The organism is Caulobacter sp. GW821-FHT10F06 (assembly GCF_058809215.1).
In genome coordinates, this window is record NZ_JBXASK010000004.1 from 330080 (window position 1) to 352964 (window position 22885).

Consider the following 22885-nt stretch of genomic DNA (forward strand, 5'->3'; position numbering starts at 1 on the left):
CGGGCGATGACGAACTTTTGGGGTTGTGGCTCTCTATGCGGAGCCATTGGGAGGCGACGCGCTTCGTGAAGAACCTAAACATCACCCGCCAAGGCTGGATCGCCTATGCCATCGCGGCGGTCACCGTGGTGCTGGACCAGCTCAGCAAGCTGTGGATCCTGCATGGCCTGGATCTGCCGGCCAAGGGTACGGTGCTGGTGCCCGGCCCGATGGACCTGACCATGGTCTGGAACACCGGCATGAGTTTTGGCCTGCTGGGCGCCCACGACTGGGGGCGCTGGCTGCTGACCGGCTTCTCGACGATCGTGGTGGTCGCCCTGGCGATCTGGGCCCGCAAGGCGACCAAGCCGCTGATGGCCATCGGCCTGGGCATGATCATCGGCGGGGCCATCGGCAACAATCTGATCGACCGGGTCTTCTACGGCGCGGTCGCCGATTTCATCGACGTGCGCGACCTCTACTTCCCGTGGATCTTCAACGTCGCCGACGCCGGCATCTCGGTGGGGGTGGCGTTCCTGCTGCTGGACAGCTTCCTCACCGGTGAGGAAAAACTGGTCCATCCGACCGATTAACGCCGCAATCGCGAGAGAGATTGGCGCCCGCGCCGTGATGTCGTATCGAGAGCGTCCAAAATTCTGGCGGGGGGCCGCCAACGGAGCACGGGTTTCATGAGTTTCAATCGGGTCGCGACCCTGAGCGTTCTGGCCGCCGTCGCCGCCACGAGCCTCGCCGGTTGCCAATCGGCCTCCAAGGCTCTGGGCATGAGCAAGGTGGTTCCCGACGAGTTCCGCGTCGTCACCAAGGCCCCGCTGGTGGTGCCGCCCGACTACGCCCTGCGCCCGCCGGCCCCCGGCGAGCCCCGCCCGCAGGAACTGCAGCCGGAAAGCGCCGCCCGTCAGGCCCTGGTCGGCCAGAGCATGGCCGCCGGCCGTTCGGACGGTGAGAAGCTGCTGGTCGCCCGCGCCGGCGTCGACAAGGCCGACCCGCTGATCCGCTTCGTCGTCGACGATGAAACCGGCGACTTGGCCCACAAGGACGAGAGCTTCGCCTCCAAGGTGATGTTCTGGAAGAAGGACAAGTCGGCCCAGGTGGCCGCAACCGCCACCGAGACCGGCGCCAACGCCCCGGTCGTGGTCGACGCCGCCGCCGAGGAAGCCCGCCTGAAGGCTCTGATGGGTCCCGGCAAGGTGGTCATCAGCCGCGAGAAGCAGACCCGGATCAAGCTGCCGGGCCTCTAGGCTCCAGCGACATCGTCGAATTTCAGCCGGCCCCGGAAGCTCCGCTTTCGGGGCCGGTTTCGTTTTCAGTCGGCATCCACCGCCGGGGTGCGCACGACATAGCCGCGGGCCCGCAGCTGGTCGAGCACGCCCTGCTGGCGCAGCAGGGGGATCAGGCCCACCAGCGCCACCGCTCCCTCGCTCCGGTCCAGCGCGCCAGCGATCTGGTCGGCCAAGGCGGTCTCCTGGTCCTCGATCGAGTTGTTCAGCGCCTTCATCGACTGGACGCAGGGATCATAGGTCATGGTCCGCGAGACCAGCGCGCGGATGTCGCCTCGCGCCCAGGCCTCGGCGCGGACCCGCGCCGTCGACGCCAGGTCGCGCTTGGAAAGCACCCAGCGCAGGCAGACCAGGCCGTCGCGATCGCTCTTGGAGAAGCTGCCCTTCAACCCGTTGCGGACCTGACCGTGCACGGCGATCGGCTGGGCCCGCAGCGCCTTGGCGCGGGCCATCAGCACATCGGGACCGCCGTTGAAAGTCTTGGACCGCCTCTGGATCTCACCATTGATCAGCAGGGCCGCGAAGTTGGGCCGATAGGCGGTGTAGAAGCTCACCGGCTTCTTCGTCAGGGCCGCGACCTCGGTCAGGCGCGCGCGCTCCTCGGGTGTCAGCTCCTCGATCCACGCGCGATCGGCCTTCAGCGTCTCGGCCGAGAATTTCGTCTTGGCGGTGGAGTCGGCATAGATCAGCCGGCGGCTGGCCTTGACCCGGCGCTCGAACGCGGCGGCGTCCCATTGCGAGGTCGGCGGGACCTTGCCCGACAGGCCCAGCACCCAGACCTTGGCGTCACCCTTGGAGACGCTCCACCAAGCTGGCCCCGGCGTCCTGGCGTTGACCACCAGGGCCTCGACCAGCACGGGCTCGCCCGTATCTTCCTGCGCGGCCAGCGAAGACCCGACAAACACCGCCGCCAAGGCGATCCAAGACGATCCAAGACGATCCAAGACGATCCAAGACGATCCAAGACGATTTCACAGCGCCCCCAACACGCAACCTTGGATTACAGGTTGGATCGCGAAAGGCGAGCGCGTCAATCCCCCGGCGTGCGCACCGTAACGCCCTTGGCGCGCAGCTGGTCCAGCACGCCGCCCTGGGCCACCAGACCGCGCATCGAGAACAGCGCCACGGCGTGGCCGGGGGTCTTCAGGGCTTCGGTCAGGGCGGCGACCTCGTCGGCCGTCCCTCGTCGCTCCATGTCGCTCATGCCTGGAAGGGCCCGCATGCAGCGCTGGAAGTTGCGCGGACCGCTGATCGCCCCACGGACGTCGCCCTGGGCCCACGCCGCAGACGCGGTCCGGAAGGCGCCGCTGCCGGCCTCGACCTCATTGAGCACCCCTTCCAGACAAAGCTTTCCGGCCTCTTCGGAGTGATCGCGCACCGCCGCCTTGACCAGAGGCATGGCCTTGTAGACCCCGGCCAGCCGCGTCTTGACCCTGTGCTTGCGAGCCAGCTTCTGGACCGTGCGCTCCGGCTCGCCCGGGTCCAGCTTGGAGACCTTCTGATAGTCGATGCCGATCATCATCCCGGCGCCGAGCGGACCCCACTCCCTGTAGCTGTCGGGCGCCTTGCCCAGCTGGGCGCGGACCTTGGCCAGGCGCGGCGCCAGCTCGGGCGCGGCCTGGTCCAGGGGCTGGTCGGACTTCAGCTTGCCGCGCAATTTCAGCATGGCGGGAATGTCGGTGATCCCGGCCCGACCGACCGGCGGCAGGATCAGGGCGAAGGCGCCGTCCAGCCGACGATCCAGCACCGAGGTGTCCCAGCTTGCGCCCTTCGGCATCGAGGCCAGCGTGCCGAGGATGTAGATCGTGGTGTCGGCGTCGGACACTCGCCACCAGGCCGGGCCCGGCAGCTTGGCGTTGACCACCAGCGCGTCGACCAGATTGGCCTCGGGATCGTCGATCGCCTGGGCGTGGGCGGCGAGCGGAGCCAGGCTGAGCGCGGCGATCAGGGCGAGACGTTTCATGCGCGCGGTTCCGTGGCGTTTCAGCAGCATTGCGACATGCGGTGATCCTTGCGGCGAAAGCTTGGCCTCACAAACCCTGTCATCCCGGGCGAAGCGCAGCGCAGACCCGGGACCACGGCAAGCGCGGCGTTTTCCGCCGGTCCCGGCTCTCCGCTTCGCTGCGGCCGGGATGACAAGCTTTTTTGAGCTGGGTTACGGTGTCGGATCGCCCGGCGTCGTCACCTTGAAGCCCTTGGCCTTCAGTTGATCCAGCACGCCGTCTTCGGCCAGCAGCGAGCGCAGCTCGATCACCGCCACCGCCTTGCCGGGCGCCTTCAGGGCCGAAGCGATGGCCTTGACCGCGTCGTCGCGGCCGTCGCGCAGCTCACGGGCGATCGACGGAGTCGAGGCCAGGCAGCGCTGGAAGCCGCGATCGGCCGACACAACCGTCCGCACCTCGCCCCGCGCCCAGGCCTCGGCCGTGCGCTTGATGCCGCCGTCGCCGTTCTCGGCCTGGCGCAGGCCGGCGTCCAGGCACAGATGCTGCAGCGGCTCGGGCGCCTGGGCCAGGGTCTTCACGGCCCCGACCAGGCTGTAGCCGTCCAGGTTCTGGATGCGCGGCCGCTTGGCGATCGACTTGTCCTTGGCGATGTCGCGGATCCTGTCGGTGACGCTGCCCAGGCTGATCGAGATGTTGCCGCCGTCTTGCGAATTGGCGACCAGGAAGCCCGCGAAGGCCGGCTTGATCTCGTCCATGCTGTCGGGCTTTTCCTTGATCGCCTTCAGCCGCGCCTCCAGTCGAGCCCGCAGGTCGGGCGGCAGGGTCTCGCGCATCGGGCGGTCCATGATGAAGATCTTCCGGCCGCCGATGGCCAGGGCGACGATCCGCACCACGCTGATGTCGGCCTCCTGGCCCATGATCAGCACGTTGGCGCCGTCCAGCCGGCGACGCAGCACCGAGTCGTCGACCTCGATCTTCGACGGGACCATGGCCGGCACGCCCAGCACGTAGACGGTGGTGTCGGCGTCGCTGACCTTCCACCAGGCCGGGCCCGGCAGGCGAGCGTTGACGATCAGCTCCTCGACCATGTTGGCCTGCGGATCGACACGCTTCAGGTCGATCGGCCCGGAACTGTCGACGGCCTGCTGGGCGAAGGCGGCTGGCGCGGCCAGCAGGGCCAGGGCGCCGGCGAGGGCGGCGAAACGTCCGGTCGTCACTATGTACTGTCCTCAAAGGCGGGCGGAATCGATCTAGGATGATCGGTCTTCGCCAGTTGGACCGGGCCAAGCAGGGCCGGTCAAATTACGATGACGCAATGCGAGGCCCCAGCGCCCGCCTCGCCGGAAAGTTGACTATGCCGATCCGCCGCCTCCCGCCCGAGACCGTCAACCGCATCGCCGCCGGCGAGGTGGTGGAACGGCCCGCCAGCGCCATCAAGGAGCTGGTCGACAACGCCGTCGACGCCGGCGCGACCCGCATCGAGGTGGAAGCCCACGGCGGCGGCCTGACCCGCATCCTGGTGGCCGACGACGGCATGGGCCTGTCGGCCGAGGAACTGCCGGTGGCCATCGAGCGACACGCCACCTCCAAGCTGGCCCCCGACGCCGACGGCCTGTGGGACCTGCTGCGCATCCACACCATGGGTTTCCGGGGCGAGGCCCTGCCGTCGATCGGCTCGGTGGCGCGGCTGTCGATCAGCTCGCGCGCCAAGGGTCACAGCGACGCCCACTCGATCCTGGTCGAGGGCGGCCAGGTCGGCGATGTGGCTCCCGCCGCCTTCCCGGGCCCGCACGGGGCGCGGATCGAGGTGCGCGACCTGTTCTACGCCACCCCCGCTCGCTTGAAATTCATGAAGTCCGAGCGCGCCGAGGCCCTGGCGATCACCGAGGAGATCAAGCGCCAGGCCATGGCCCATGAGGCGGTCGGCTTCTCGCTGGACATCGACGGCCGCCGGGTGCTGCGCCTGCCGCCCGAGCACCCCGGTCCGCAAGGTCGCCTGGCCCGGCTGTCGGCGGTGCTGGGTCGCGACTTCCAGGACAATGCCATCGAGATCGACCAGACCCGCGACGGCGTGCGGCTGACGGGCTTCGCGGGGCTCCCCACCTACAATCGCGGCAACGCGGCCCACCAGTACTTGTTCGTCAACGGCCGGCCGGTGCGCGACCGACTGCTGCAAGGCGCCCTGCGCGCGGCCTATGCCGACTTCCTGGCCCGCGACCGCCACCCGACGGCCGCGCTCTATGTGTCGCTCGACACCGCCGAGGTCGATGTCAACGTTCACCCGGCCAAGGCCGAGGTGCGGTTCCGCGATCCGGCGCTGGTGCGCGGCCTGATCGTCGGGGCGCTGCGTCATGCCCTGGCCGGCGCCGGGCACCGGGCCTCGACCACGGTGGCGACGGCGGCGCTGGACAGCATCCGCGCCCAGGGCGGCTCGCCGTTCCAGTTCCGGTCCGAGCCCTCGCCCGCCGGCTTCTCGGCTTGGCGAGAGGGCGGTTGGACGCCGCCGACCCAGCGACCGATGACCTTGCCAGGCCTGTCGGAGGTGTCGGCGCGGGTCGAACCGGGCCTGGGCGGCGAGTTGGCCGAGGTGGTGCGCGAGGCCTATGCCGGCGTCGCCTTCGCCGATACTCCGTCTACGGATTATCAAGGCGGCGCGCCGGTATTCGATCCGGTCGATTTCCCGCTGGGCGCGGCCAGGGCCCAGGTGCATGAGACCTATATTGTCGCCCAGACCCGAGACGGCATGGTCATCGTCGACCAGCACGCCGCCCACGAGCGGCTGGTCTACGAGCGCATGAAGGGCGAGATGGAGACCGGCGGCGTGGCCCGCCAGACCCTGCTGCTGCCCGAGGTGGTGGAACTGGATCCGGCCGAGGCCGAAAGGGTGATCGCCCGGTCCGAGGAGTTGGCGGCGCTGGGTCTGGTGCTGGAGAGTTTCGGCCCCGGCGCGGTGCTGGTGCGCGAGACGCCGGCCCTGCTGGGCAAGACCGACGCCGCCGGCTTGGTGCGCGACATCGCCGACGACCTGGCCGAGAACGGCCAGGCCCTGGCGCTGAAGGAACGGCTGGAAGAGGTGTGCTCGACCATGGCCTGCCACGGCAGCGTCCGCGCCGGGCGGCGGCTCAATGGCGCCGAGATGAACGCTCTGCTCCGCGAGATGGAGGCCACGCCCCATTCGGGCCAGTGCAACCATGGACGGCCGACCTATGTGGAACTGAAGCTGGCCGATATCGAGCGGTTGTTCGGGCGGCGGTAGACGGCTGGCGCTGGACGCCCCCTCCGTCACGCTGCGTATTCGCAGCGCGCCACCTCCCCCGTACGCTTCGCTACGGGGCAGGAGAAAAACAGCTTCACCCTCCTGCCCCGTGAAACGGGGGAGGTGGCGCGGCGCCGATAGGCGACGTGACGGAGGGGGCGTACTGCGTCAGACGCGTTCGGCGAACACCCGCATCGCCTCGGCCAAGTACTCCGTCAGCCCAGGCGACACCGCCTCGTAGCGCTGCGTGAATTCCGGCACGTCCAGGTACATCCGCCCCAGCCCCGCGAACGCCGCCGGCTCGGGCTTGCGGTTCCAGGCCTTGGCGACCCAGTTCCAGTGCCGTTGCATGATCGTCCTCACAACCTCGCTGTCGGCCGGCAAACCCTGGGTCAGCGCCCGCGCCAGGTCATGCTCGATCGCCTTGGCCTCTTCCTGGAACCCCGCGCCATCACGGGGAGTCCAGCCCTTCATGCCGGCCTTGGACTGCGCGATCCGCTCGGGCATGTCGCCGCCATAGGTTTCCACCAGCCACGCCTCGTGGGCGGCCTGCTTTTCCGGGGAGAACCCCAGGAACATCTGCTTGTCATCCATCGTCTCGTCTCCGTTCAAGGTTTCGAGGGTCTGGTCGATCACCCGCACCAACCGGTCATAGCGCTGGGCCTCTGCGGCCAGGCGCGCGCGATGGCCGCGCAGGGCGGCCGCCGCGTCGAAGCCGGGATCGTCCAGCGCGGCCTGGATGTCGCGCAGGGGCGTCTCCAGTTCGCGGTAGAACAGGATCTGCTGCAGGCGCAGCAGGTCGTCCCGGCTGTAATAGCGATAGCCGTTGCTTCCCACGGAACTGGGACGCAGCAGGCCCAGGGCGTCGTAGTGGTGCAGGGCCCGCACCGAAACGCCCGAAAGCTTCGCCATCTGCTTAACCGTGTAGGCGCTCAAATCGTCTTTCCTCTCGATGGAGATCATCACTGAGGTCTGACGCGGCGTGAGGGTCAAGCGGGCAGGGTCTGGGCCAGTTCGAAGATGTTGTTCCAAGGGTCGGCGAAGAAGGCGATGCGCACGTCCCGGCCATGGGCGTCGAACGGTTCGCCGACGATGCGAACCCCGCGACGCTTCAGCTCGGCCACGGACGCGTCGACGTCCTCGACGCTCAGGCACAGGTGATGCCAGCCGGCCGGGGCGAGGCTGTCGTAGAGGCCTTCGAACGACGGCCGGGGCGTTGCGCCGGGACCGGCCATCAGCTCGACGCGGAAGCCGTCGTCGGCTGCCGCGGCCAGGAAGCCGAACGTCATGCCCCCACTTTCCCAGCGCTGCGCCAGCCGGAAATCCAGCACGCGGGCGTACCAGTCCACCGCCGCATCGAAGTCGCTGACGCGCAGGCCGGCGTGGTCCCAGCGCCAGGACGAGAACGGACCAGGCGCGTCGGCGGCGGGAGAGGACATGGCGAAGCTCCTTGCGAGGCGGCAGGGTCTCCGATCGGCGTCGGCCATGCACGGGCGGGATCGGCGACGCTCGCCTGGCGGCCTGTCGGCCATCGAACCGCATCGTCGCCCCGACGTTCTAACCCCGGACATCCTCGCAGGAGCCCATCATGCAAGTCCAACGCGGTCGGCTGATCGACCACATCCACCTGCGCGCCCGTGACCTGGAGACCACCAAGCGGTTCTACCGCGCGGTGCTGGAGGCGGTCGGCGTGCCGTTCAACGAGGACGAGCGCCATCTCGACGCCGACGAGCTGTGGATCGACGCCGGCGAGCCGGGCAGCCACGTCCACCTGGCGTTCCAGGCCGAGGACCAGCAGACGGTGAAGCGCTTCTACGAGGCGGGTCTGGCGGCCGGCGGCAAGGACAATGGCGGGCCGGGCGAGCGGCCCTACCATCCCGGCTATTACGCGGCGTTCCTGTGGGATCCGGACGGCAATAATATCGAGGCGGTGTTCCACGGTCCGGCCGAACGTTCGGCGAAGAGCGTGGTGATCACGGCGACGGCGCCGGGTTAGGCCGCGTCGCGGGCCTGGCCGATCGGCGCGCCTTCGGCCTGCAGCACAGGCGTATCGAGGAAATCGGTGATCGCCGGGCCGTGCACGCGGGCGACGCCGCCTGCGCGGCAGGCTTCCAGTTCGTTGGCGGTGCGGACGCCCGCCACGCACTGGGCTACGCCCTTGCCGCGATAGGCGGTTTGGCGCTCGACGAACTTCAGAATCGCCTTCAGCCGTTCATGCTCGCTGTCGTCGGCCAGGCTCAGCGTGACGCTGTCGATCAGCTCGGGCGGCAGGTTGTGCACCGGGAAGGTCGGATCGACCACATTGAGGTCGAGGAAGGCGAAGCCGCTCTTCAGGAAGGCCCGCATCTGCTGCACCAGGCCCAGCGAGGCCTCGCGCGGCGTGCCGTGGACGCTGGCCCCCAGGCGCTGCTGCATGTCGAGCGGATAGCGCGACAGGCGGCGCTTGTAGGCTTCCTGCGAGGACGGTGTGGTCAGGTTCCAGAACCCGAACGGCAGGTAGAAATCGCCGAACGGCGAGGCCTTGAACACCGCCTGAGCGTCGTTGAGGCAGGCCAGGTCGCGTGTCAGCAAGGCCGAGTCCTGCTCGGGCGGCGCGCGGTTGAGATCGGCGCGCAGGCCGATGACCGAGCCCACGAAGGCGTTGGCGTGCAGATCATAAAGACCCCACCAGCCGGTCTCGGACGGCGGCGGCGGCTCCTTAGGCTTCGCGACAGGGGCCGGAGCCGGAGCGGCGGGCTTCGCGACCTGGACCGGCGCGACAGGCTCGGCGACAGCGGCGGTCGCCGCAGCGGCGGCCTCGGCCTTGGCGGCGGCGGCTTCCTCGCGGGTGCTGGGCACGGCGCGGATGGCGTCGGCGGTGATCACCTGGACGCGGCCGGCAGCGCCGCCATAGCCATCGCCCGCGACGAGGCCGGCCAGTTCGGCCTGGGTCAGGCTGGCGAATTTCAGGACCGAGGTCTCGTCGCCCTCGAAGGTCATCAGGCAGACCTGGCCCACGGCGCGGCCGGGGAAGAGCTGGCCCTCCAGCTCGGCGGCCAGGGCCTGCATCTCGACCGCATCCAGCTGGGCCACGCGGTTGTCAGCCAGCACGAAGGCGAGCGGCGCGACCGCCCCGAAGCGGCGCGGCGCCGTCCAGCGGGCCTTCAGATAGATGTCGGCCGCCTCCTGCGCCCTGGCGGCAGGAAAAGCGTCGTCACCGATGAGCAGCCGAAGGCAGGCGATCGCAGTCATGGACCGCGACGGTAAGGTCGAATGCTCGACAATTCGTTACACGTATTGGTGGAACGTCGTTATCCTTACCGCCTCGGTCGCGACATTTGCGCGCACGTCAGGTCTAGACGAAGCTTTCCATCAGACGGAAGTCCAGCCGTTGCTTGACCCCCGGCCAGTCGGCGTCGGTGATCGAGAACACGGCCGTGTCGCGCACGTGGCCGGTCCAGGTGATCTTGTGATTGCGCAGCACGCCGTCCTTGTCGGCGCCCAGCTTCTCGACCGCCGCCTGGCTGCGGGAGTTGCGCACGTCGACCATGAACTCCACGCGGATCGCGCCGGCGCTCTCGAAGGCGTGGGCCAGCAACAGGCGCTTGCTCTCGGGATTGATCGGGCCCGAGCGCGCCTCGGGGTGCAGGAAGGTCGAGCCGACCTCCAGGCCTTTGTGCAGGCGACGGATGTTCAGATAGCTGGAGGTGCCCACCACCTTGCCGTCCGACAGCCGGCGGATGGCGAAGCCGATGCGCTCGCCGCGCTGGGTCTCACCCTGCAGCGCGCCCCACCAGTCCTCGAAGCCCTCGCCGCAGCCGTTAGTCGACATGATCTCCCAGCTCTCGGGATCGCAGTCGATCGCGCCGCGCAGTTCGTCGCGCAGGGTCGGGGTGATCGGTTCCAGCCGGACGTAGCGGCCTTCGAGGGGGAGAATCTGGATGTCCATGCGGCTGAGTTTGCCGCGAGGCGATAACCGCCCGCAAGCCCGCTTGCCGTTTGCGTCAGCCCGGTGTTACAACCACTTCAAACAAGCGTTTGAAGAACAGGGATTGGGAAGCGCCATGGATTTCGACATCTCCCCCAAGCAGCGTCAATTCCTCGATCGCGTCACCGCGTTCATGGACGAGCACATCGTGCCGGCCATCCCGCGCTATGAGGCCGAGATGAACGTCATCGGCCAGGAGCGCTGGAAGGTGGTTCAGGTCGTCGAGGAGCTGAAGGCCAAGGCCAAGGCCGCCGGCCTGTGGAACTTCTTCATGCCGCCGCACAGCGGCCAGACCCATGTCGACGACACCTTCCAGTTCGAAGGCGTGCAGCTGACCAACCTCGAATACAGCCTGATCGCCGAACAGCTGGGCAAGGTCGGCTTCGCGTCCGAGGTCTTCAACTGCTCGGCGCCCGACACCGGCAACATGGAAGTGCTGATGCGCTACGGCACGCTGGAACAGAAGGAGCGCTGGCTGCGCCCCCTGATGAACGGCGAGATCCGCAGCGCCTTCCTGATGACCGAGCCGGACGTGGCCTCATCCGACGCCACCAACATCGAGACCCGCATCGAGCGCGACGGCGACCACTACGTGATCAACGGCCGCAAGTGGTGGTCCTCCGGCGTGGGCGATCCGCGCTGCAAGGTCGCTATCGTGATGGGCAAGACCGATCCCGACAACGCCAGCCGCCACCAGCAACAGAGCCAGGTCCTGGTGCCGCTCGACGCGCCGGGCATCGAGATCGTCCGCATGCTGCCGGTGTTCGGCTATGACGACGCCCCGCACGGCCACGCCGAAGTGATCCTGAAGAACGTCCGGGTGCCGATCGAGAACGCCCTGCTGCTGGGGGAGGGCCGCGGCTTCGAGATCGCCCAGGGCCGCCTCGGCCCCGGCCGCATCCACCACTGCATGCGCACCATCGGCACGGCGGAGGTCGCGCTGGAAAAGATGGTCAAGCGCCTGATGAGCCGCAAAGCCTTCGGCAAGTACATCTCCGACCACTCGGTGTGGGAAGAACGCGTCGCCGACGCCCGCATCGACATCGAGATGTGCCGCCTGCTCTGCCTGAAGGCCGCCGACATGATGGACAAGGCCGGCAACAAGTCGGCCCGCCTGGAGATCGCCATGATCAAGGTCGCGGCCCCGCGCCTGGCCCTGAAGATCATCGACGACGCCATACAGGCCCACGGCGGCGGCGGCGTGACCACCGACTTCGGCCTGGCCAAGGCCTATGCCGGCATCCGCACCCTGCGCCTGGCCGACGGCCCGGACGAGGTGCACCAGCGCACGATCGCGCGGATGGAGTACGGCAAGTACGGGGACCTGGCCTACAAGCAGAAGGCCGAACGCGAGGCGGCTCTGCAGGTGGCGGGGATTCGGTAGGCGGCTGACACTGGCCCCCTCCGGATGCTGCGCATCCTCCTCCCCCATAGGGGGAAGATGAGCAGCGCCGACCCTTATCTTCCCCCTATTGGGGAGGAGCGCCGCCGGCGCGGAGGGGGCAAGTCTAAGCGTCACGCAAGAAGCGGAAAGACGCGCCGCGATCATCGGGTGATGATCGTTGAATGACTCGGCCGCAAACCCTTCGCCTGGACCGCCTCCCCTCGCCCATCGGCGAGATCCTGCTGGTCACCGACGAGGCCGGGGCGGTGCGGGCGCTGGATTTCCATGACTACGTCCCGCGCATGACGCGGCTGCTGCGGCTGCACTACGGCGACCAGCCGCTCGCGGACGGGGCTGCGCCGGCCGCGATCCGCCAGGCGCTGAGCGGCTATTTCGACGGTGGGTTCGAGGCCCTCAACACCATCCCCTGGACCACCGGTGGCACCGCCTTCCAGAACGCCGTCTGGCGCGCGCTGGTCGACATTCCGGCAGGCCAGACCTCGACCTACGCCGCCCTCGCCGCGCGGATCGGCAAGCCCGCCGCGGTGCGCGCGGTCGGCGCGGCCAACGGGGCCAATCCGATCGCGATTCTCGTGCCCTGCCACCGCATGGTCGGCGCTGACGGCTCGCTGACCGGCTATGGCGGCGGGCTGGAGCGCAAGGCCTGGCTGCTGGCCCACGAGGGCGCGCGGAAACGCTAGGCGATCATGCCGCCGCGCACGACCAGCCGGCCGGCGTTGAAGAACGGCAAGCTCAGTGTGATCCCGATCAGCACCTCGAAGGCGATATTGCCGAGGTTGAACTTGCCGCCGGCCCGGTCGAGCATCAGCGACACGCCCCGACCGAACGCCGCGCCGAACCAGGCCAGGGCCAGAACGAAGGCCATGGTCGCGCCGACGGCGGGCTGGTAGCCCAGATACATCGCCGCCCCGGCGTGGGAGAGCACCAGCAGGCCGCCGAAGGCCCGGCCTTCCGACAGCAGCGGGGTCGGCGCCGCCTCGCCCTCGGCCAGGCCGGCCAGGCCCAGCACCTGGGCCGGCCGCGCCAGGGCGATCCCGCCCAGCGCGCCGCCGATCACGCAGGCGATGACGGCCAGCAGCAGGGACAGGGCGTAACTCGACATGCGCGGCGCGCTCCTTGAGACCGATCAGGCGGGCGCGTGACAGACGGCTTCGACGTTGAAGCCGTCCGGGTCCAGCACGAACGCGCCATAATAGTGTTCATGGTAATGTGGGCGAAGTCCGGGCGGACCGTTATCGCGTCCGCCGGCCGCGATGGCGGCGGCATAGAAGGCGTCCACCAGATCGCGGGTCCTGGCGTGAAAGCATACGTGCAGGCGGCCCGAGGTGTCGCCGCCGCCCGAGATCCAGAATTGCGGACGCTCGACGCCGTAGCCGGTCACGTCGACGCCGTTCGAATGCTCCAGAGGCACGGTGTAGAGGCGCTTGATCCCTAGCGGCGCGAAGGCCGCGTCGTAGAACGCCGTGGATCGCGCGAAATCCGTCACGCCGAACCCAAGGTGATCGAACATTTCCGGCCTCCCCCTTAACCGCGATCGCAAAAAGTTCGCGGGTCTCCTGCTTGACTCCCAAGGGGGTCGGACCTAACTCAAGCCCCGCGTTGGCACTCAAGGGGATGGACTGCTAACAGCAGCGTTTCCCCGCCGACGAACCCTTTATCGAAAACCGTCCCGACGGAGAACAACAATGAAATTTCGTCCCCTGGGCGACCGCGTCCTCGTGAAGCGCGTCGAAGAAGAAACCAAGACCAAGGGCGGGATCATCATCCCCGACACCGCCAAGGAAAAGCCGCAGGAAGGCGAAGTCGTCGCCGTCGGTCCCGGCGCGCGTAACGACAAGGGCGACGTCGTCGCTCTCGACGTCAAGGCTGGTGACCGCATCCTGTTCGGCAAGTGGTCGGGCACCGAAGTGAAGGTCGACGGTCAAGACCTGCTGATCATGAAGGAAAGCGACGTTCTGGGCGTGGTCGAGGCCTAAGCCCTCCTCCGTCCGAACTGCTTTCAACTCCAGTTTCTCTTTAAGAAGGGCTCATACACATGGCCGCTAAAGACGTTTATTTCTCTTCGGACGCGCGCGACAAGATGCTGCGCGGCGTCAACATCCTCGCCAACGCGGTGAAGGTGACCCTGGGCCCCAAGGGCCGCAACGTCGTGATCGAAAAGTCCTTCGGCGCCCCGCGCTCGACCAAGGACGGCGTCTCGGTCGCCAAGGAAATCGAACTGGCTGACAAGTTCGAGAACCTCGGCGCGCAGATGATCCGCGAAGTCGCCAGCAAGACCAACGACAAGGCCGGCGACGGCACCACCACCGCCACCGTCCTGGCCCAAGCCATCGTGCAGGAAGGCCTCAAGTCGGTCGCCGCCGGCATGAACCCGATGGACCTGAAGCGCGGCATCGACAAGGCCGTCGGCATCGTCGTTTCCGAGATCAAGGCGTCGTCGAAGAAGGTCACCACCAACACCGAAATCGCTCAGGTCGGCACCATCTCTGCCAACGGCGACAAGGAAGTTGGCGACATGATCGCCAAGGCCATGGACAAGGTCGGCAACGAAGGCGTCATCACGGTCGAAGAAGCCAAGACCGCCGAGACTGAACTCGACGTCGTCGAAGGCATGCAGTTCGACCGCGGCTACCTGTCGCCGTACTTCATCACCAACGCCGACAAGATGGAAGTTCAGCTCGAAGAGCCGCTCATCCTGCTGTTCGAAAAGAAGCTGTCGTCCCTGCAGCCGCTGCTGCCGGTGCTGGAAGCCGTCGTTCAGTCGGGCCGTCCGCTGGTGATCATCGCCGAGGACGTCGAAGGCGAAGCCCTGGCGACCCTGGTCGTCAACAAGCTGCGTGGCGGTCTCCGCGTCGCCGCCGTCAAGGCTCCGGGCTTCGGCGATCGCCGCAAGGCCATGCTGGAAGACATCGCCATCCTGACCGGCGCGCAAGTCGTGTCGGAAGACCTTGGCATCAAGCTCGAGAACGTGTCGCTCGACATGCTCGGCAAGGCCAAGAAGGTCTCGATCACCAAGGACGACACCACCATCGTCGACGGTATCGGCGAGAAGGACGCGATCGAGGCCCGTATCGCCCAGATCAAGCGCCAGATCGAAGACACCACGTCGGACTACGACAAGGAAAAGCTGCAAGAACGTCTGGCCAAGCTGGCCGGCGGCGTTGCCGTGATCCGCGTCGGCGGCTCGACCGAAGTCGAAGTGAAGGAAAAGAAGGACCGCGTCGACGACGCCCTCAACGCGACCCGCGCGGCCGCCGATGAAGGCATCGTCCCGGGCGGCGGCACCGCGCTGCTGAAGGCTTCGAAGGCTCTGGACGGCCTGACCGGCGACAACGCCGACCAGACCGCCGGCATCGCCATCGTCCGCCGCGCCCTGCAGGCCCCGATCCGTCAGATCGCCGAAAACGCCGGCGTCGAAGGCTCGATCGTGGTCGGCAAGGTCCTGGAAAGCACCAGCGCCTCGTTCGGCTTCAACGCCCAGACCGAGCAATATGTCGACCTGATCGCCGATGGCGTCATCGACCCGGCCAAGGTCGTCCGCACCGCTCTGCAAGACGCCGCTTCGGTGGCTGGCCTGCTGATCACCACGGAAGCCGCGATCGTCGAAGCCCCCAAGAAGGGTGGCGGCGCCGGTGGCCCTCCGGGCGGCGGCATGGGCGGCATGGGTGATATGGACTTCTAGTCCAGACACTCAGCCAACTGCTGAAAAGACGAAGGGCGGTGCCGAAAGGCTCCGCCCTTTTTCTTTTGGCCGTCAAAAAATTACGACACTGACGCGAGTGTCAAAATATTTAATCCTCCGGACGCATCCAAAACGGCTATATTTTCGTTTCTTTGTCACAAAGTGCAAAAAGGCACTGACGGGAGACGGAAATGCCCACGCGCCGCGTCCATCACATCAGCCATCAACGCCTGCCCCGCGTCGGTCTGGTCGTGTTCGCCGTGAGTCTGTGGCTGGTTCTGGGCCTGCTGAGCCAGGCCGCGTTCCAGCTGATCGGCTGATCCAGAAGTTCAACGCGCCTTGGCTGACAGGGCACGTCCGCGCGTCCGGCTTTTCGCGAGAGGACCCGTTCGCGCCCGCTGCCATGTCGGCTCAAAACGGCTTGTCCCGTCAAGCATCCAACTCGCTCGATCGGCGTTAACCCTTCCAGCAAGGCTTGCAGGAGGGTGGCATGGCGTTCGTGCGTTTGACATCGACCTATCGTCGTCGCCGGATTTCGCGGACGAAGATGGTGGTGCTGGGCGTCTCGGCCTGGCTGGCCCTGGGCCTGATCAGCCAGGCCGCGTTCAACCTGATCGGCTGAGTCCTTTGCGCCCAGCCGCGGGGACGGCTACACCCCAGGCATGTTCCGCCAGCGCCCCGACACCGACCTGATCGTTCAAGGCTGGGTGGTCGGCGTGATGGTCGAGGTCTCGGGCGAACCCGGGCCCGTCCGGCACTATTTCGGCGTCGGCAAGGCCGATCGCGCCCAGGCCGAATGGGCCGCCGTCGACCTGGCCCTGAACGCCGGCGCGGTGGCCTCGAGCCCCTTTCGCGGCGTCGAGCCGGTCGAGGCCATCCGCGAGATTGTCGCCTATCGCATGCGCGAACTGGGCCTGAAGCCCGGCGAGATCCGCGCTCTGGGCGACAAGTTCCCGCGCCGCTGGCTGCCTGTTTGACGCCACGATCGGGGCCTCGATCGTAGCCGGGCTGAAACCTGGCCGACACATGGCCGGAACCATGGTCCGGCATCTGGTGCGGCGTTCCGTCACTTCAGAGCCCGCATGTCCGATCCCAATCGCCGCCGTCTCCTGTCCCTCGCCGGGCTCGCCCCGATCGCCGTGGCCGGCCTCGCCACCGCGCCGCGCGCCGCCCAGGCGGGCGAGCGCCTGACCCTGACGCCGCAGGTCACCCAGGGGCCCTACTGGTTCGATCCCAAGCTGTTCCGGTCCGACATCACCGAGGGCAAGACCGGCGTGCCCGCTCGCGTGGCCCTGACCGTGCTGGGTCCCGACGGCGCGCCGCTGAAGGGCGCGCGGGTCGACATCTGGCACTGCGACGCCGGCGGGGTCTATTCCGGCTATGAAGGCCAGGGCGACGACCACAGGACCGCCACCAAGGGCCAGACCTATCTGCGCGGCGCCCAACTGACCGACGCGTCCGGCGTGGCGGCGTTCAAGACCATCTGGCCCGGCTGGTACGAGGGCCGCACCCCGCACATCCACGTCAAGGTGTTCCTGGACGCCAGAACGGCCCTGACCTGCCAGATCTTCGTGCCCGACGCGCTGAGCGAATACCTGTTCGAGAACATCCCGGCCTACAAGCGCCCGCGCAAGCGCGACACGCTCAACAGCAATGACGGCATCGCCCAACAGGGCGGCCAGGCGATGGTGGCCAGCATCAAGGAAACCCCGACCGGCTATGACGTCGCCCTGACCGTGGCGGTCGATCCCGCCGCCGACTGGAAGGACGAGGGCTTCGGCCCGGGCGGTCCCGGCGGGCCGCCTCCGGGTGGCATGGGCCCGCCTCCGGGCGATCGCAATGGCCGCCCGCCCGGTCCGCCTCCCGGCGGCTTCCCGCCCGGCGGCCCCGGCGGGCCTCCGCCAGAAGGCATGGGTGGCCCGCGTCGCGAGGCGCTCACGGGCGAGGCGCGACTGAAGGCCATGGTGCCCGGGATCTAAGAAAGGCTGTCATCCCGGGCGAAGCGCAGCGCAGACCCGGGATGACAACGTGTTTTGGGGATTGGCGCGCGTCGCCGTTTCCACCATTCTTCCTCCAAACGCGCGTTTGAACGCATGGGGAGAAGACGATGGTGAAGATTCTGGCCGCACTGGGCCTGACGGCGGGCCTCGCGCTGATGACACCCGCCTTCGCCCAGGCCCCCGCCCCCAACGACTACGCCAAGACCGAGAACTGGCTGTGCCTGCCCGGCCGCGCCGACGCCTGCGCGGTCGACCAGACCGCAACCATCGTCGCCGCCGACGGCAAGACCACGGTCGAAGCCTTCAAGCCCGCCGCCAATCCGCCGATCGACTGCTTCTACGTCTATCCGACGGTCTCGACCGATCCGGGCGACTACAGCGACATGAGCATCGACCAGGCCGAGCGCTCGGTGGTCGAGCAGCAGCTGGCCCGTTTCGCCGGCCAGTGCCGCCTGTTCGCGCCGATGTATCGGCAAGTGACCCTGGCGGGTCCGCGCAAGGCGATGATGGGTCAGCCGGTCGTCGACGGATCCCTGGGCCAGGGCGACGTGCGCGACGCCTGGAACTACTACCTGACCCATCAGAACAAGGGCCGGGGCGTGGTCCTGATCGGCCACAGCCAGGGCTCGCGGGTGCTGCTGCAGCTGATCAAGGACGAGGTCGACGGCAAGCCGGTCCAGAAGCAGGTGATCTCGGCCCTGATCCTGGGCATGAACACCCCCGTCGACGCCCAGGGCCGCTATGGGACGCTGCCGCTGTGCACGAGCGCCGACCAGATCGGTTGCGTGGTGACCTATGTGTCGTTCCGCGCCTCCAGCCCGCCGCCGGCCAACAGCCGGTTCGGCAAGACTGATCCGGCGGGCCTGCGCGCCGGCTGCGTGAACCCGGCCGCGCTGCTCACCGGCAAGGCCTCGACCGAGAGCGCGGCGCTGCATTCCTATTTTGGACAGAAGCCGATGGGTTCATCGGGCAAGCCGCCGCTGCCGTGGAGCAAGGACCAGGCCGTGACCACGCCGTTCGTCTCGACGCCGGGCCTTGTGTCGGCCCGCTGCGTCAGCGAAGGCGACTTCACCTATCTGTCGGTGAGCGTGAACGCCGACCCCGCCGACCCGCGCACCGACGACATGGGCGGCGACATCATGATCGGCCCCATGACCCTGAAGGACTGGGGTCTGCACCTGATCGACGTCAATCTGGAGATGGGGGATCTGACGGCCTTGGTGGCCCGGCAGTCCAAGGCCTATCTGGCCCAGTGATCCTCCTCCCCTGCGAAACGGAGGAGGTGGCGCGCCGCGAATAGGCGGCGTGACGGAGGGGGCGTCGTGCGGTGGCCGCGCCCCCTCCACCGCTTCGCGGTCCTCCTCCCCCGTTTCACGGGGGAGGAGAAGATATTCGATCTATTTCGCGACGGTCTTGAACACTGTCGCGCCCAGAACCAGCATCAGAACGACGCCGATCAGGAAGACGACGAACAAGATCTTGGCGACGCCCGCGGCCGCGCCGGCGACGCCGGTGAAGCCCAGGGCCCCGGCGATCAGGGCGACGACGGCGAGAATGATGGCCCACTTCAGCATGGCGCTATTCCTTGTCTGTGAAGCCAGCAGCGCTTCTGACATTTCAACCCTCCAGAACGCGCGGCGTTCCTTGTCTTCGCCGTCTTCCGCCGGTAACCCGTAGGCATGGCCTCCAAGCCCGAAAGCCCGACCGAACCCTTCAAGCGCGCGCTGGCGCACGCCGCGCGCTCACTCGCCGAGACCCCGGACCTCGAGGTCGTGTTCTCGGGCGACGGTCCCATGCTGCTGGGCAAGCGGGCGGTGCTGCCGCACCCGCCGCGCGACCTCAACAGCAAGGAGGCCGCGCGCATCCGAGGCCTGGCCGACCAGATGGCCCTGCGCCTGGCTCACCACGACAGCGTGGCCCACGCCCGCGCCCGTCCGTCCTCGCCGGACGGCCAGGCCGCGTTCGAGTCGATCGAGCAGGCGCGGCTGGAAGCCATCGGCGCCAACGCCCTGGGCGGGGTGCGCGGCAACCTGACCGCCGCCCTGGAGGCGCGCCTGGAAAAGCAAGGCCTGACCCGCGCCGTCGCCACCGACATGCAGTCGGCTCCGATGGCCGAGATCCTGGGACTGATGGTGCGCGAGCGCCTGACCGGCGACGCGCCGCCCGACGGCGCCAAGGCCCTGGTCGATATCCTGCGCGCCGACATCGAGATGAAGGCCGGCAAGGACCTGGACCGTCTGGCCGCCGCCATCGACGACCAGGCCGCCTTCGCCCGGGTGACCCGCGAGATCCTGCGGGATCTCGACCTCGGCGAGGAGATGTCCGAGGCCACCGAAAGCTCCGACGAGGACGACGGCGAGCAGGACCAGCAGAACGAGAACTCGGACGAGGACGACGGCGAAGGCGAGGGCGAACAGCCCGAGGGCTCCTCGCCGCAGGAGACCGAATCCTCCGACCGCGAGACCGAGGCGGGCGACGAGGAGACGGTGCAGTCCGACCAGGAAGGCGAGGCCGAGGAAAGCGACGAGACCCCGGAAATGGGCGACGGCGCCAAGCCGGCCCGTCCCGACACGAGTCCCGCCCAGCCCGGCGAGCCGGCCTACAAGATCTTCACCAGCGCCCATGACGAGGTGGTGCCGGCCGATGACCTCTGCGACGCCGAGGAGCTGACCCGGCTGCGGGCCTATCTCGACCAGCAGCTGTCCGCGCTTTCCAGCGTCGTCTCTCGCCTGGCCAACAAGCTGCAGCGCCGCCTGCTGGCCCAGCAGAACCGCGCCTGGACCTTCGACCTCGAGGAAGGGATGCTGGACGTCGCCCGCCTGACCCGGGTGATCATCGATCCCACCGCGCCGCTGTCGTTCAAGCAGGAAGAGGACCAGGAGTTCCGCGACACCGTCGTCACGCTGCTGATCGACAATTCCGGCTCGATGCGAGGCCGGCCGATCATGGTGGCCGCCGTCTGCGCCGACATCCTAGCCCGCACCCTGGAACGCTGCGGCGTCAAGACCGAGGTGCTGGGCTTCACCACCCGCGCCTGGAAGGGCGGCACGTCGCGCGACGAGTGGGTCAAGTCGGGCAAGCCGCCGGCTCCGGGCCGCCTGAACGACCTGCGCCACATCATCTACAAGGCCGCCGATTCCCCGTGGCGCCGGGCCCGCAAGAACCTGGGCCTGATGATGCGCGAAGGCCTCTTGAAGGAAAACATCGACGGCGAGGCCCTGATGTGGGCCCACCAGCGCCTGATCGGCCGGCCCGAAGCTCGCCGCATTCTGATGGTGATCTCCGACGGCGCGCCGGTGGACGACAGCACCCTGAGCGTCAATTCGGGTCACTATCTGGAGCGCCATTTGCGCCAGGTCATCGCCGAGATCGAGGGCAATAGCCCCGTTGAGCTGATCGCCATCGGCATCGGCCACGACGTCACGCGCTACTACCGCCGCGCCGTCACCATCGTCGACGTCGAGCAGTTGGGCGGCGTGCTGGTCGAGCAGCTGGCCTCGCTGTTCGACGAGGAACCCCGGGCGGTGAAGAAGGCGCGCGGCCTGCTGGCCCCGCTGCCGACCGTGCAACCCCAGGCCCCGAAGGCCGCCAGCAAGGTCCCCGCGTGAGCACTCTGAGGCTGGGTCTGGTCCTGGCCCTGGCCGCCGGCATGCTGGGCCACTGCGGCCGCAAGCCCGCGCCGCCGCCCCTGCCGATCGTTCCGGTCAAGGCCGGTCCCGAGATCGCCCTGCAGACCGCGCCCGTGCCTCTGGACACCTCCAACCCGGCCAAGACCACGCTGGACGGCGGCTTCACCTATGCCGGCGGCCTGGTCATCACCAGCAACGAGACCAGCCGCCTGCATGGCCTGTCGGACCTGGCCATCGCGCCAGACGGCTCGCTGGCGGCGATCACCGACGACGGCGACTTCTTCCAGGCTCATCTGCAGCTCGACGACACGGGACGTCTGGTCGGTCTAACCGGCGGCAAGCTGGAGCCCCTGCGCGGCCTCGACGGCCAGCCCCTGCAGAGCAAGGAGCAGTCGGACGCCGAGGGCCTGGCCATGCTCCCCAACGGCGACCGCCTGGTCAGCTTCGAGCGCAATCACCGCGTCTGGCTCTATCCGTCGACTGGCCCCGGAACCTGGGGAACGCCGCGCGCCGTGGCCAAGCCCTCGACCGTCTTCCCCGACAACGAGGGCATGGAGGCCATTGCCGCCTATCCGGTCGCCGGTCCCGATGCCTATCTGGTGGGCGGCGAGGAGGGCGAGGTGTGGCTGTGCCGCCTGTCGGCCGCCTGCCAGTCGATCGCGCCGCAGCAGGGACCGGACTTCACCTGGGGCCTGACGGCCATGGCGGCGTTCAACGGCAAGGCCGTGGCCACCCTGCATCGCGGCTACGACCCGATCCGCGGCTGGCGCGCCATCCTGCGCTTCGTGGCCGACCCGACCGCGCCGGCCAACCGCCAGATCCAGACCGCCAGCCTGCATCTCGAAGGCTCGACCACGCGCGACAATTTCGAGGGCCTGGCGCTGAGCAGCGCGCCGTCGGGCGCGACGCGCATCTACCTGCTGTCGGACGACATGGCGATCGGCAACCAGCGCACCCTGCTGCTGGCCTTCGACTGGGTCCCACCGCCCCCGCCGCCGCCCGCTCCGCCGATCCGGAAGCCCGTGCGCCGGCGCTAGGCGACTCGAGGCTGGCCTTGTCAGGCTCGGCCTGATCGTCAGCTTCTAGGGACGGCCATCGCCGATCCCTTGCCCTACAAGGGTTTGCCGCTCCCGACAAAGGTACCGGTAACATTTTTCTGCTGCGGCGCAATATCGCACTTGCAATGACACCGGTGTCACGACATAGTGCAGACGACGGTTGACGAGGCGAGATCCAAGCGCCGTCAGAGGAACGCGTCGGGAGGAGGTTGACCCCAACCCCCTTTCCGGGACTACGAAAATGATCCGTCTTATCGCTCTGGCCATCACCGCTCTCATGGCCGTTTCCGCTACCGCCGCCAGCGCCACCGAACTGACCGTTCGCGTCGCCGGCAAGTCGGTCCCCCAGATCCACGCCGACCTCGTCGACGCCGCCAAGACGGTGTGCCGCGAGGATGTTCCCAATGCGGACCTGATGCCCTACTGCGTCCGCGAAGTGACCCAGGCCGCCATCTACAAGGTCGGCAGCCGCGAGCTGATCGCCTATGACAAAGCCAACGCGCGCCAGACCTACCTGCTGAAGATCAGCCGCTAAATCCAGCGTTCCCAGTTGCGTACGACCACCCGCGAGGCGCCCTGCCTCGCGGGTGGTTTCGTTTTGGGGCGCCTGTCAAAAAAATCAGTGTGCATCGCAACATAATCATTGATCAGTCAAAAAGGCCGCGCTA

Annotated in this window: 26 protein-coding genes and 1 pseudogene; 16 read left to right on the forward strand and 11 right to left on the reverse strand. The window is 68.0% G+C overall.

What is annotated here, in order from left to right; translation table 11 throughout:
- The first annotated feature begins 65 nt into the window (after positions 1 to 65).
- Positions 66 to 572 (forward strand): signal peptidase II, encoded by a 507-nt coding sequence (gene lspA / locus AC1RUS_RS10940; RefSeq protein WP_492915904.1) that lies wholly within the window; start codon positions 66 to 68, stop codon positions 570 to 572.
- A gap of 96 nt (positions 573 to 668) precedes the next feature.
- Positions 669 to 1238: a DUF3035 domain-containing protein gene (locus tag AC1RUS_RS10945; protein WP_492915906.1), complete on the forward strand. Its 570-nt coding sequence runs from the start codon at positions 669 to 671 to the stop codon at positions 1236 to 1238.
- 65 nt (positions 1239 to 1303) lie between these two features.
- Here the strand turns inward: AC1RUS_RS10945 and AC1RUS_RS10950 are convergent, their stop codons facing one another.
- From AC1RUS_RS10950 to AC1RUS_RS10960, 3 genes are all read right to left on the reverse strand, one after another.
- The gene (locus AC1RUS_RS10950) at positions 1304 to 2182 is read right to left on the reverse strand and encodes a TraB/GumN family protein (RefSeq protein ID WP_492916298.1); all 879 of its coding nucleotides are present in this window, start codon (positions 2180 to 2182) and stop codon (positions 1304 to 1306) included.
- Positions 2183 to 2307: 125 nt separating this feature from the next.
- Positions 2308 to 3240, reverse strand: coding sequence for a TraB/GumN family protein (locus AC1RUS_RS10955; protein WP_492915908.1), 933 nt, complete (start codon positions 3238 to 3240; stop codon positions 2308 to 2310).
- Between the two features lie 192 nt (positions 3241 to 3432).
- Complete coding sequence (locus AC1RUS_RS10960; protein ID WP_492915910.1) at positions 3433 to 4437, reverse strand: TraB/GumN family protein; 1005 nt, start codon at positions 4435 to 4437, stop codon at positions 3433 to 3435.
- A 137-nt stretch (positions 4438 to 4574) separates the two neighbouring features.
- On the opposite strand from AC1RUS_RS10960, the gene mutL reads away from it, so the two are divergent.
- Positions 4575 to 6476 carry a DNA mismatch repair endonuclease MutL gene (mutL, locus tag AC1RUS_RS10965; RefSeq protein ID WP_492915913.1) on the forward strand — a complete coding sequence of 634 codons (1902 nt, stop codon included), beginning with the start codon at positions 4575 to 4577 and terminating at the stop codon, positions 6474 to 6476.
- A gap of 168 nt (positions 6477 to 6644) precedes the next feature.
- Here mutL and AC1RUS_RS10970 read toward each other — a convergent pair whose 3' ends face one another.
- Both AC1RUS_RS10970 and AC1RUS_RS10975 read right to left on the reverse strand, forming a co-directional pair.
- The gene (locus AC1RUS_RS10970; protein WP_492915915.1) at positions 6645 to 7412 is read right to left on the reverse strand and encodes a MerR family transcriptional regulator; all 768 of its coding nucleotides are present in this window, start codon (positions 7410 to 7412) and stop codon (positions 6645 to 6647) included.
- A 53-nt stretch (positions 7413 to 7465) separates the two neighbouring features.
- Entirely contained in the window at positions 7466 to 7915 is a 450-nt protein-coding gene (locus tag AC1RUS_RS10975; protein WP_492915917.1) for a VOC family protein, read from the reverse strand.
- 149 nt (positions 7916 to 8064) lie between these two features.
- Between AC1RUS_RS10975 and AC1RUS_RS10980 the strand changes: the two genes are divergently transcribed.
- Positions 8065 to 8472 carry a VOC family protein gene (locus AC1RUS_RS10980; protein WP_492915919.1) on the forward strand — a complete coding sequence of 136 codons (408 nt, stop codon included), beginning with the start codon at positions 8065 to 8067 and terminating at the stop codon, positions 8470 to 8472.
- Here AC1RUS_RS10980 and AC1RUS_RS10985 read toward each other — a convergent pair.
- Both AC1RUS_RS10985 and AC1RUS_RS10990 read right to left on the reverse strand, forming a co-directional pair.
- On the reverse strand, positions 8469 to 9707 hold the full coding sequence (locus AC1RUS_RS10985; protein ID WP_492915921.1) for a hypothetical protein: 1239 nt from the start codon (positions 9705 to 9707) through the stop codon (positions 8469 to 8471). The genes AC1RUS_RS10980 and AC1RUS_RS10985 overlap by 4 nt on opposite strands.
- A gap of 103 nt (positions 9708 to 9810) precedes the next feature.
- Positions 9811 to 10404: a GNAT family N-acetyltransferase gene (locus AC1RUS_RS10990; protein WP_492915923.1), complete on the reverse strand. Its 594-nt coding sequence runs from the start codon at positions 10402 to 10404 to the stop codon at positions 9811 to 9813.
- Positions 10405 to 10519: 115 nt separating this feature from the next.
- On the opposite strand from AC1RUS_RS10990, the gene AC1RUS_RS10995 reads away from it, so the two are divergent.
- Together AC1RUS_RS10995 and AC1RUS_RS11000 are read left to right on the forward strand one after the other, a co-directional pair.
- Positions 10520 to 11827 carry an acyl-CoA dehydrogenase family protein gene (locus AC1RUS_RS10995; RefSeq protein ID WP_492915925.1) on the forward strand — a complete coding sequence of 436 codons (1308 nt, stop codon included), beginning with the start codon at positions 10520 to 10522 and terminating at the stop codon, positions 11825 to 11827.
- Between the two features lie 182 nt (positions 11828 to 12009).
- On the forward strand, positions 12010 to 12528 hold the full coding sequence (locus AC1RUS_RS11000; RefSeq protein ID WP_492915927.1) for a methylated-DNA--[protein]-cysteine S-methyltransferase: 519 nt from the start codon (positions 12010 to 12012) through the stop codon (positions 12526 to 12528).
- Here AC1RUS_RS11000 and AC1RUS_RS11005 read toward each other — a convergent pair.
- Both AC1RUS_RS11005 and AC1RUS_RS11010 read right to left on the reverse strand, forming a co-directional pair.
- Entirely contained in the window at positions 12525 to 12950 is a 426-nt protein-coding gene (locus tag AC1RUS_RS11005; RefSeq protein WP_492915929.1) for a DUF4345 family protein, read from the reverse strand. The genes AC1RUS_RS11000 and AC1RUS_RS11005 overlap by 4 nt on opposite strands.
- A gap of 24 nt (positions 12951 to 12974) precedes the next feature.
- Positions 12975 to 13358: a VOC family protein gene (locus tag AC1RUS_RS11010; RefSeq protein WP_492915931.1), complete on the reverse strand. Its 384-nt coding sequence runs from the start codon at positions 13356 to 13358 to the stop codon at positions 12975 to 12977.
- Positions 13359 to 13533: 175 nt separating this feature from the next.
- On the opposite strand from AC1RUS_RS11010, the gene groES reads away from it, so the two are divergent.
- The 7 genes from groES to AC1RUS_RS11045 all read left to right on the forward strand — a co-directional run bounded on the left by groES (position 13534) and on the right by AC1RUS_RS11045 (position 18786).
- Positions 13534 to 13824, forward strand: coding sequence for a co-chaperone GroES (gene groES / locus AC1RUS_RS11015; RefSeq protein ID WP_010918572.1), 291 nt, complete (start codon positions 13534 to 13536; stop codon positions 13822 to 13824).
- Between the two features lie 59 nt (positions 13825 to 13883).
- Positions 13884 to 15530: a chaperonin GroEL gene (gene groL / locus AC1RUS_RS11020; RefSeq protein ID WP_492915933.1), complete on the forward strand. Its 1647-nt coding sequence runs from the start codon at positions 13884 to 13886 to the stop codon at positions 15528 to 15530.
- Positions 15531 to 15721: 191 nt separating this feature from the next.
- Entirely contained in the window at positions 15722 to 15850 is a 129-nt protein-coding gene (locus AC1RUS_RS11025) for a hypothetical protein (RefSeq protein ID WP_492915935.1), read from the forward strand.
- Positions 15851 to 16020: 170 nt separating this feature from the next.
- The gene (locus AC1RUS_RS11030) at positions 16021 to 16152 is read left to right on the forward strand and encodes a hypothetical protein (protein ID WP_492915937.1); all 132 of its coding nucleotides are present in this window, start codon (positions 16021 to 16023) and stop codon (positions 16150 to 16152) included.
- A 40-nt stretch (positions 16153 to 16192) separates the two neighbouring features.
- Positions 16193 to 16507 (forward strand): hypothetical protein, encoded by a 315-nt coding sequence (locus AC1RUS_RS11035; RefSeq protein ID WP_492915939.1) that lies wholly within the window; start codon positions 16193 to 16195, stop codon positions 16505 to 16507.
- A gap of 105 nt (positions 16508 to 16612) precedes the next feature.
- The gene (locus AC1RUS_RS11040) at positions 16613 to 17509 is read left to right on the forward strand and encodes an intradiol ring-cleavage dioxygenase (RefSeq protein ID WP_492915941.1); all 897 of its coding nucleotides are present in this window, start codon (positions 16613 to 16615) and stop codon (positions 17507 to 17509) included.
- A 128-nt stretch (positions 17510 to 17637) separates the two neighbouring features.
- A complete protein-coding gene (locus tag AC1RUS_RS11045) occupies positions 17638 to 18786 on the forward strand; it encodes a DUF3089 domain-containing protein (protein WP_492915943.1) in 1149 nt (382 codons plus the stop codon).
- On the opposite strand, the pseudogene AC1RUS_RS11050 reads toward AC1RUS_RS11045, so the two are convergent.
- Both AC1RUS_RS11050 and AC1RUS_RS11055 read right to left on the reverse strand, forming a co-directional pair.
- Positions 18771 to 18927: pseudogene (locus tag AC1RUS_RS11050) on the reverse strand (hypothetical protein). The gene AC1RUS_RS11045 and the pseudogene AC1RUS_RS11050 overlap by 16 nt on opposite strands.
- Positions 18928 to 19104: a DUF1328 domain-containing protein gene (locus AC1RUS_RS11055; RefSeq protein ID WP_492915945.1), complete on the reverse strand. Its 177-nt coding sequence runs from the start codon at positions 19102 to 19104 to the stop codon at positions 18928 to 18930.
- 105 nt (positions 19105 to 19209) lie between these two features.
- Between AC1RUS_RS11055 and cobT the strand changes: the two genes are divergently transcribed.
- The 3 genes from cobT (at position 19210) to AC1RUS_RS11070 (ending at position 22752) form a co-directional block, all read left to right on the forward strand.
- Positions 19210 to 21138 carry a cobaltochelatase subunit CobT gene (cobT, locus tag AC1RUS_RS11060; RefSeq protein ID WP_492915947.1) on the forward strand — a complete coding sequence of 643 codons (1929 nt, stop codon included), beginning with the start codon at positions 19210 to 19212 and terminating at the stop codon, positions 21136 to 21138.
- A gap of 41 nt (positions 21139 to 21179) precedes the next feature.
- On the forward strand, positions 21180 to 22196 hold the full coding sequence (locus AC1RUS_RS11065; RefSeq protein ID WP_492916300.1) for an esterase-like activity of phytase family protein: 1017 nt from the start codon (positions 21180 to 21182) through the stop codon (positions 22194 to 22196).
- A 262-nt stretch (positions 22197 to 22458) separates the two neighbouring features.
- A complete protein-coding gene (locus AC1RUS_RS11070; protein ID WP_492915949.1) occupies positions 22459 to 22752 on the forward strand; it encodes a hypothetical protein in 294 nt (97 codons plus the stop codon).
- The last annotated feature ends 133 nt before the right edge of the window (positions 22753 to 22885 follow it).

Bases quoted from the DNA above. Each gene is read 5' to 3' on its own strand.
- AC1RUS_RS10995 (WP_492915925.1), top strand. From the start codon at position 10,520: ATGGATTTCGACATCTCCCCCAAGCAGCGTCAATTCCTCGATCGCGTC.
- mutL (WP_492915913.1), top strand. From the start codon at position 4,575: ATGCCGATCCGCCGCCTCCCGCCCGAGACCGTCAACCGCATCGCCGCC.
- AC1RUS_RS11005 (WP_492915929.1), bottom strand. From the start codon at position 12,950: ATGTCGAGTTACGCCCTGTCCCTGCTGCTGGCCGTCATCGCCTGCGTG.
- AC1RUS_RS11035 (WP_492915939.1), top strand. From the start codon at position 16,193: ATGTTCCGCCAGCGCCCCGACACCGACCTGATCGTTCAAGGCTGGGTG.
- AC1RUS_RS10990 (WP_492915923.1), bottom strand. From the start codon at position 10,404: ATGGACATCCAGATTCTCCCCCTCGAAGGCCGCTACGTCCGGCTGGAA.
- AC1RUS_RS11065 (WP_492916300.1), top strand. From the start codon at position 21,180: ATGCTGGGCCACTGCGGCCGCAAGCCCGCGCCGCCGCCCCTGCCGATC.
- AC1RUS_RS11070 (WP_492915949.1), top strand. From the start codon at position 22,459: ATGATCCGTCTTATCGCTCTGGCCATCACCGCTCTCATGGCCGTTTCC.
- AC1RUS_RS10955 (WP_492915908.1), bottom strand. From the start codon at position 3,240: ATGAAACGTCTCGCCCTGATCGCCGCGCTCAGCCTGGCTCCGCTCGCC.
- AC1RUS_RS11000 (WP_492915927.1), top strand. From the start codon at position 12,010: ATGACTCGGCCGCAAACCCTTCGCCTGGACCGCCTCCCCTCGCCCATC.
- AC1RUS_RS10980 (WP_492915919.1), top strand. From the start codon at position 8,065: ATGCAAGTCCAACGCGGTCGGCTGATCGACCACATCCACCTGCGCGCC.
- groL (WP_492915933.1), top strand. From the start codon at position 13,884: ATGGCCGCTAAAGACGTTTATTTCTCTTCGGACGCGCGCGACAAGATG.
- cobT (WP_492915947.1), top strand. From the start codon at position 19,210: ATGGCCTCCAAGCCCGAAAGCCCGACCGAACCCTTCAAGCGCGCGCTG.
- AC1RUS_RS11010 (WP_492915931.1), bottom strand. From the start codon at position 13,358: ATGTTCGATCACCTTGGGTTCGGCGTGACGGATTTCGCGCGATCCACG.
- AC1RUS_RS11040 (WP_492915941.1), top strand. From the start codon at position 16,613: ATGTCCGATCCCAATCGCCGCCGTCTCCTGTCCCTCGCCGGGCTCGCC.
- AC1RUS_RS11045 (WP_492915943.1), top strand. From the start codon at position 17,638: ATGGTGAAGATTCTGGCCGCACTGGGCCTGACGGCGGGCCTCGCGCTG.
- AC1RUS_RS10975 (WP_492915917.1), bottom strand. From the start codon at position 7,915: ATGTCCTCTCCCGCCGCCGACGCGCCTGGTCCGTTCTCGTCCTGGCGC.
- AC1RUS_RS10985 (WP_492915921.1), bottom strand. From the start codon at position 9,707: ATGACTGCGATCGCCTGCCTTCGGCTGCTCATCGGTGACGACGCTTTT.
- AC1RUS_RS11055 (WP_492915945.1), bottom strand. From the start codon at position 19,104: ATGCTGAAGTGGGCCATCATTCTCGCCGTCGTCGCCCTGATCGCCGGG.
- AC1RUS_RS10945 (WP_492915906.1), top strand. From the start codon at position 669: ATGAGTTTCAATCGGGTCGCGACCCTGAGCGTTCTGGCCGCCGTCGCC.
- groES (WP_010918572.1), top strand. From the start codon at position 13,534: ATGAAATTTCGTCCCCTGGGCGACCGCGTCCTCGTGAAGCGCGTCGAA.
- AC1RUS_RS11030 (WP_492915937.1), top strand. From the start codon at position 16,021: ATGGCGTTCGTGCGTTTGACATCGACCTATCGTCGTCGCCGGATTTCG.
- AC1RUS_RS11025 (WP_492915935.1), top strand. From the start codon at position 15,722: ATGCCCACGCGCCGCGTCCATCACATCAGCCATCAACGCCTGCCCCGC.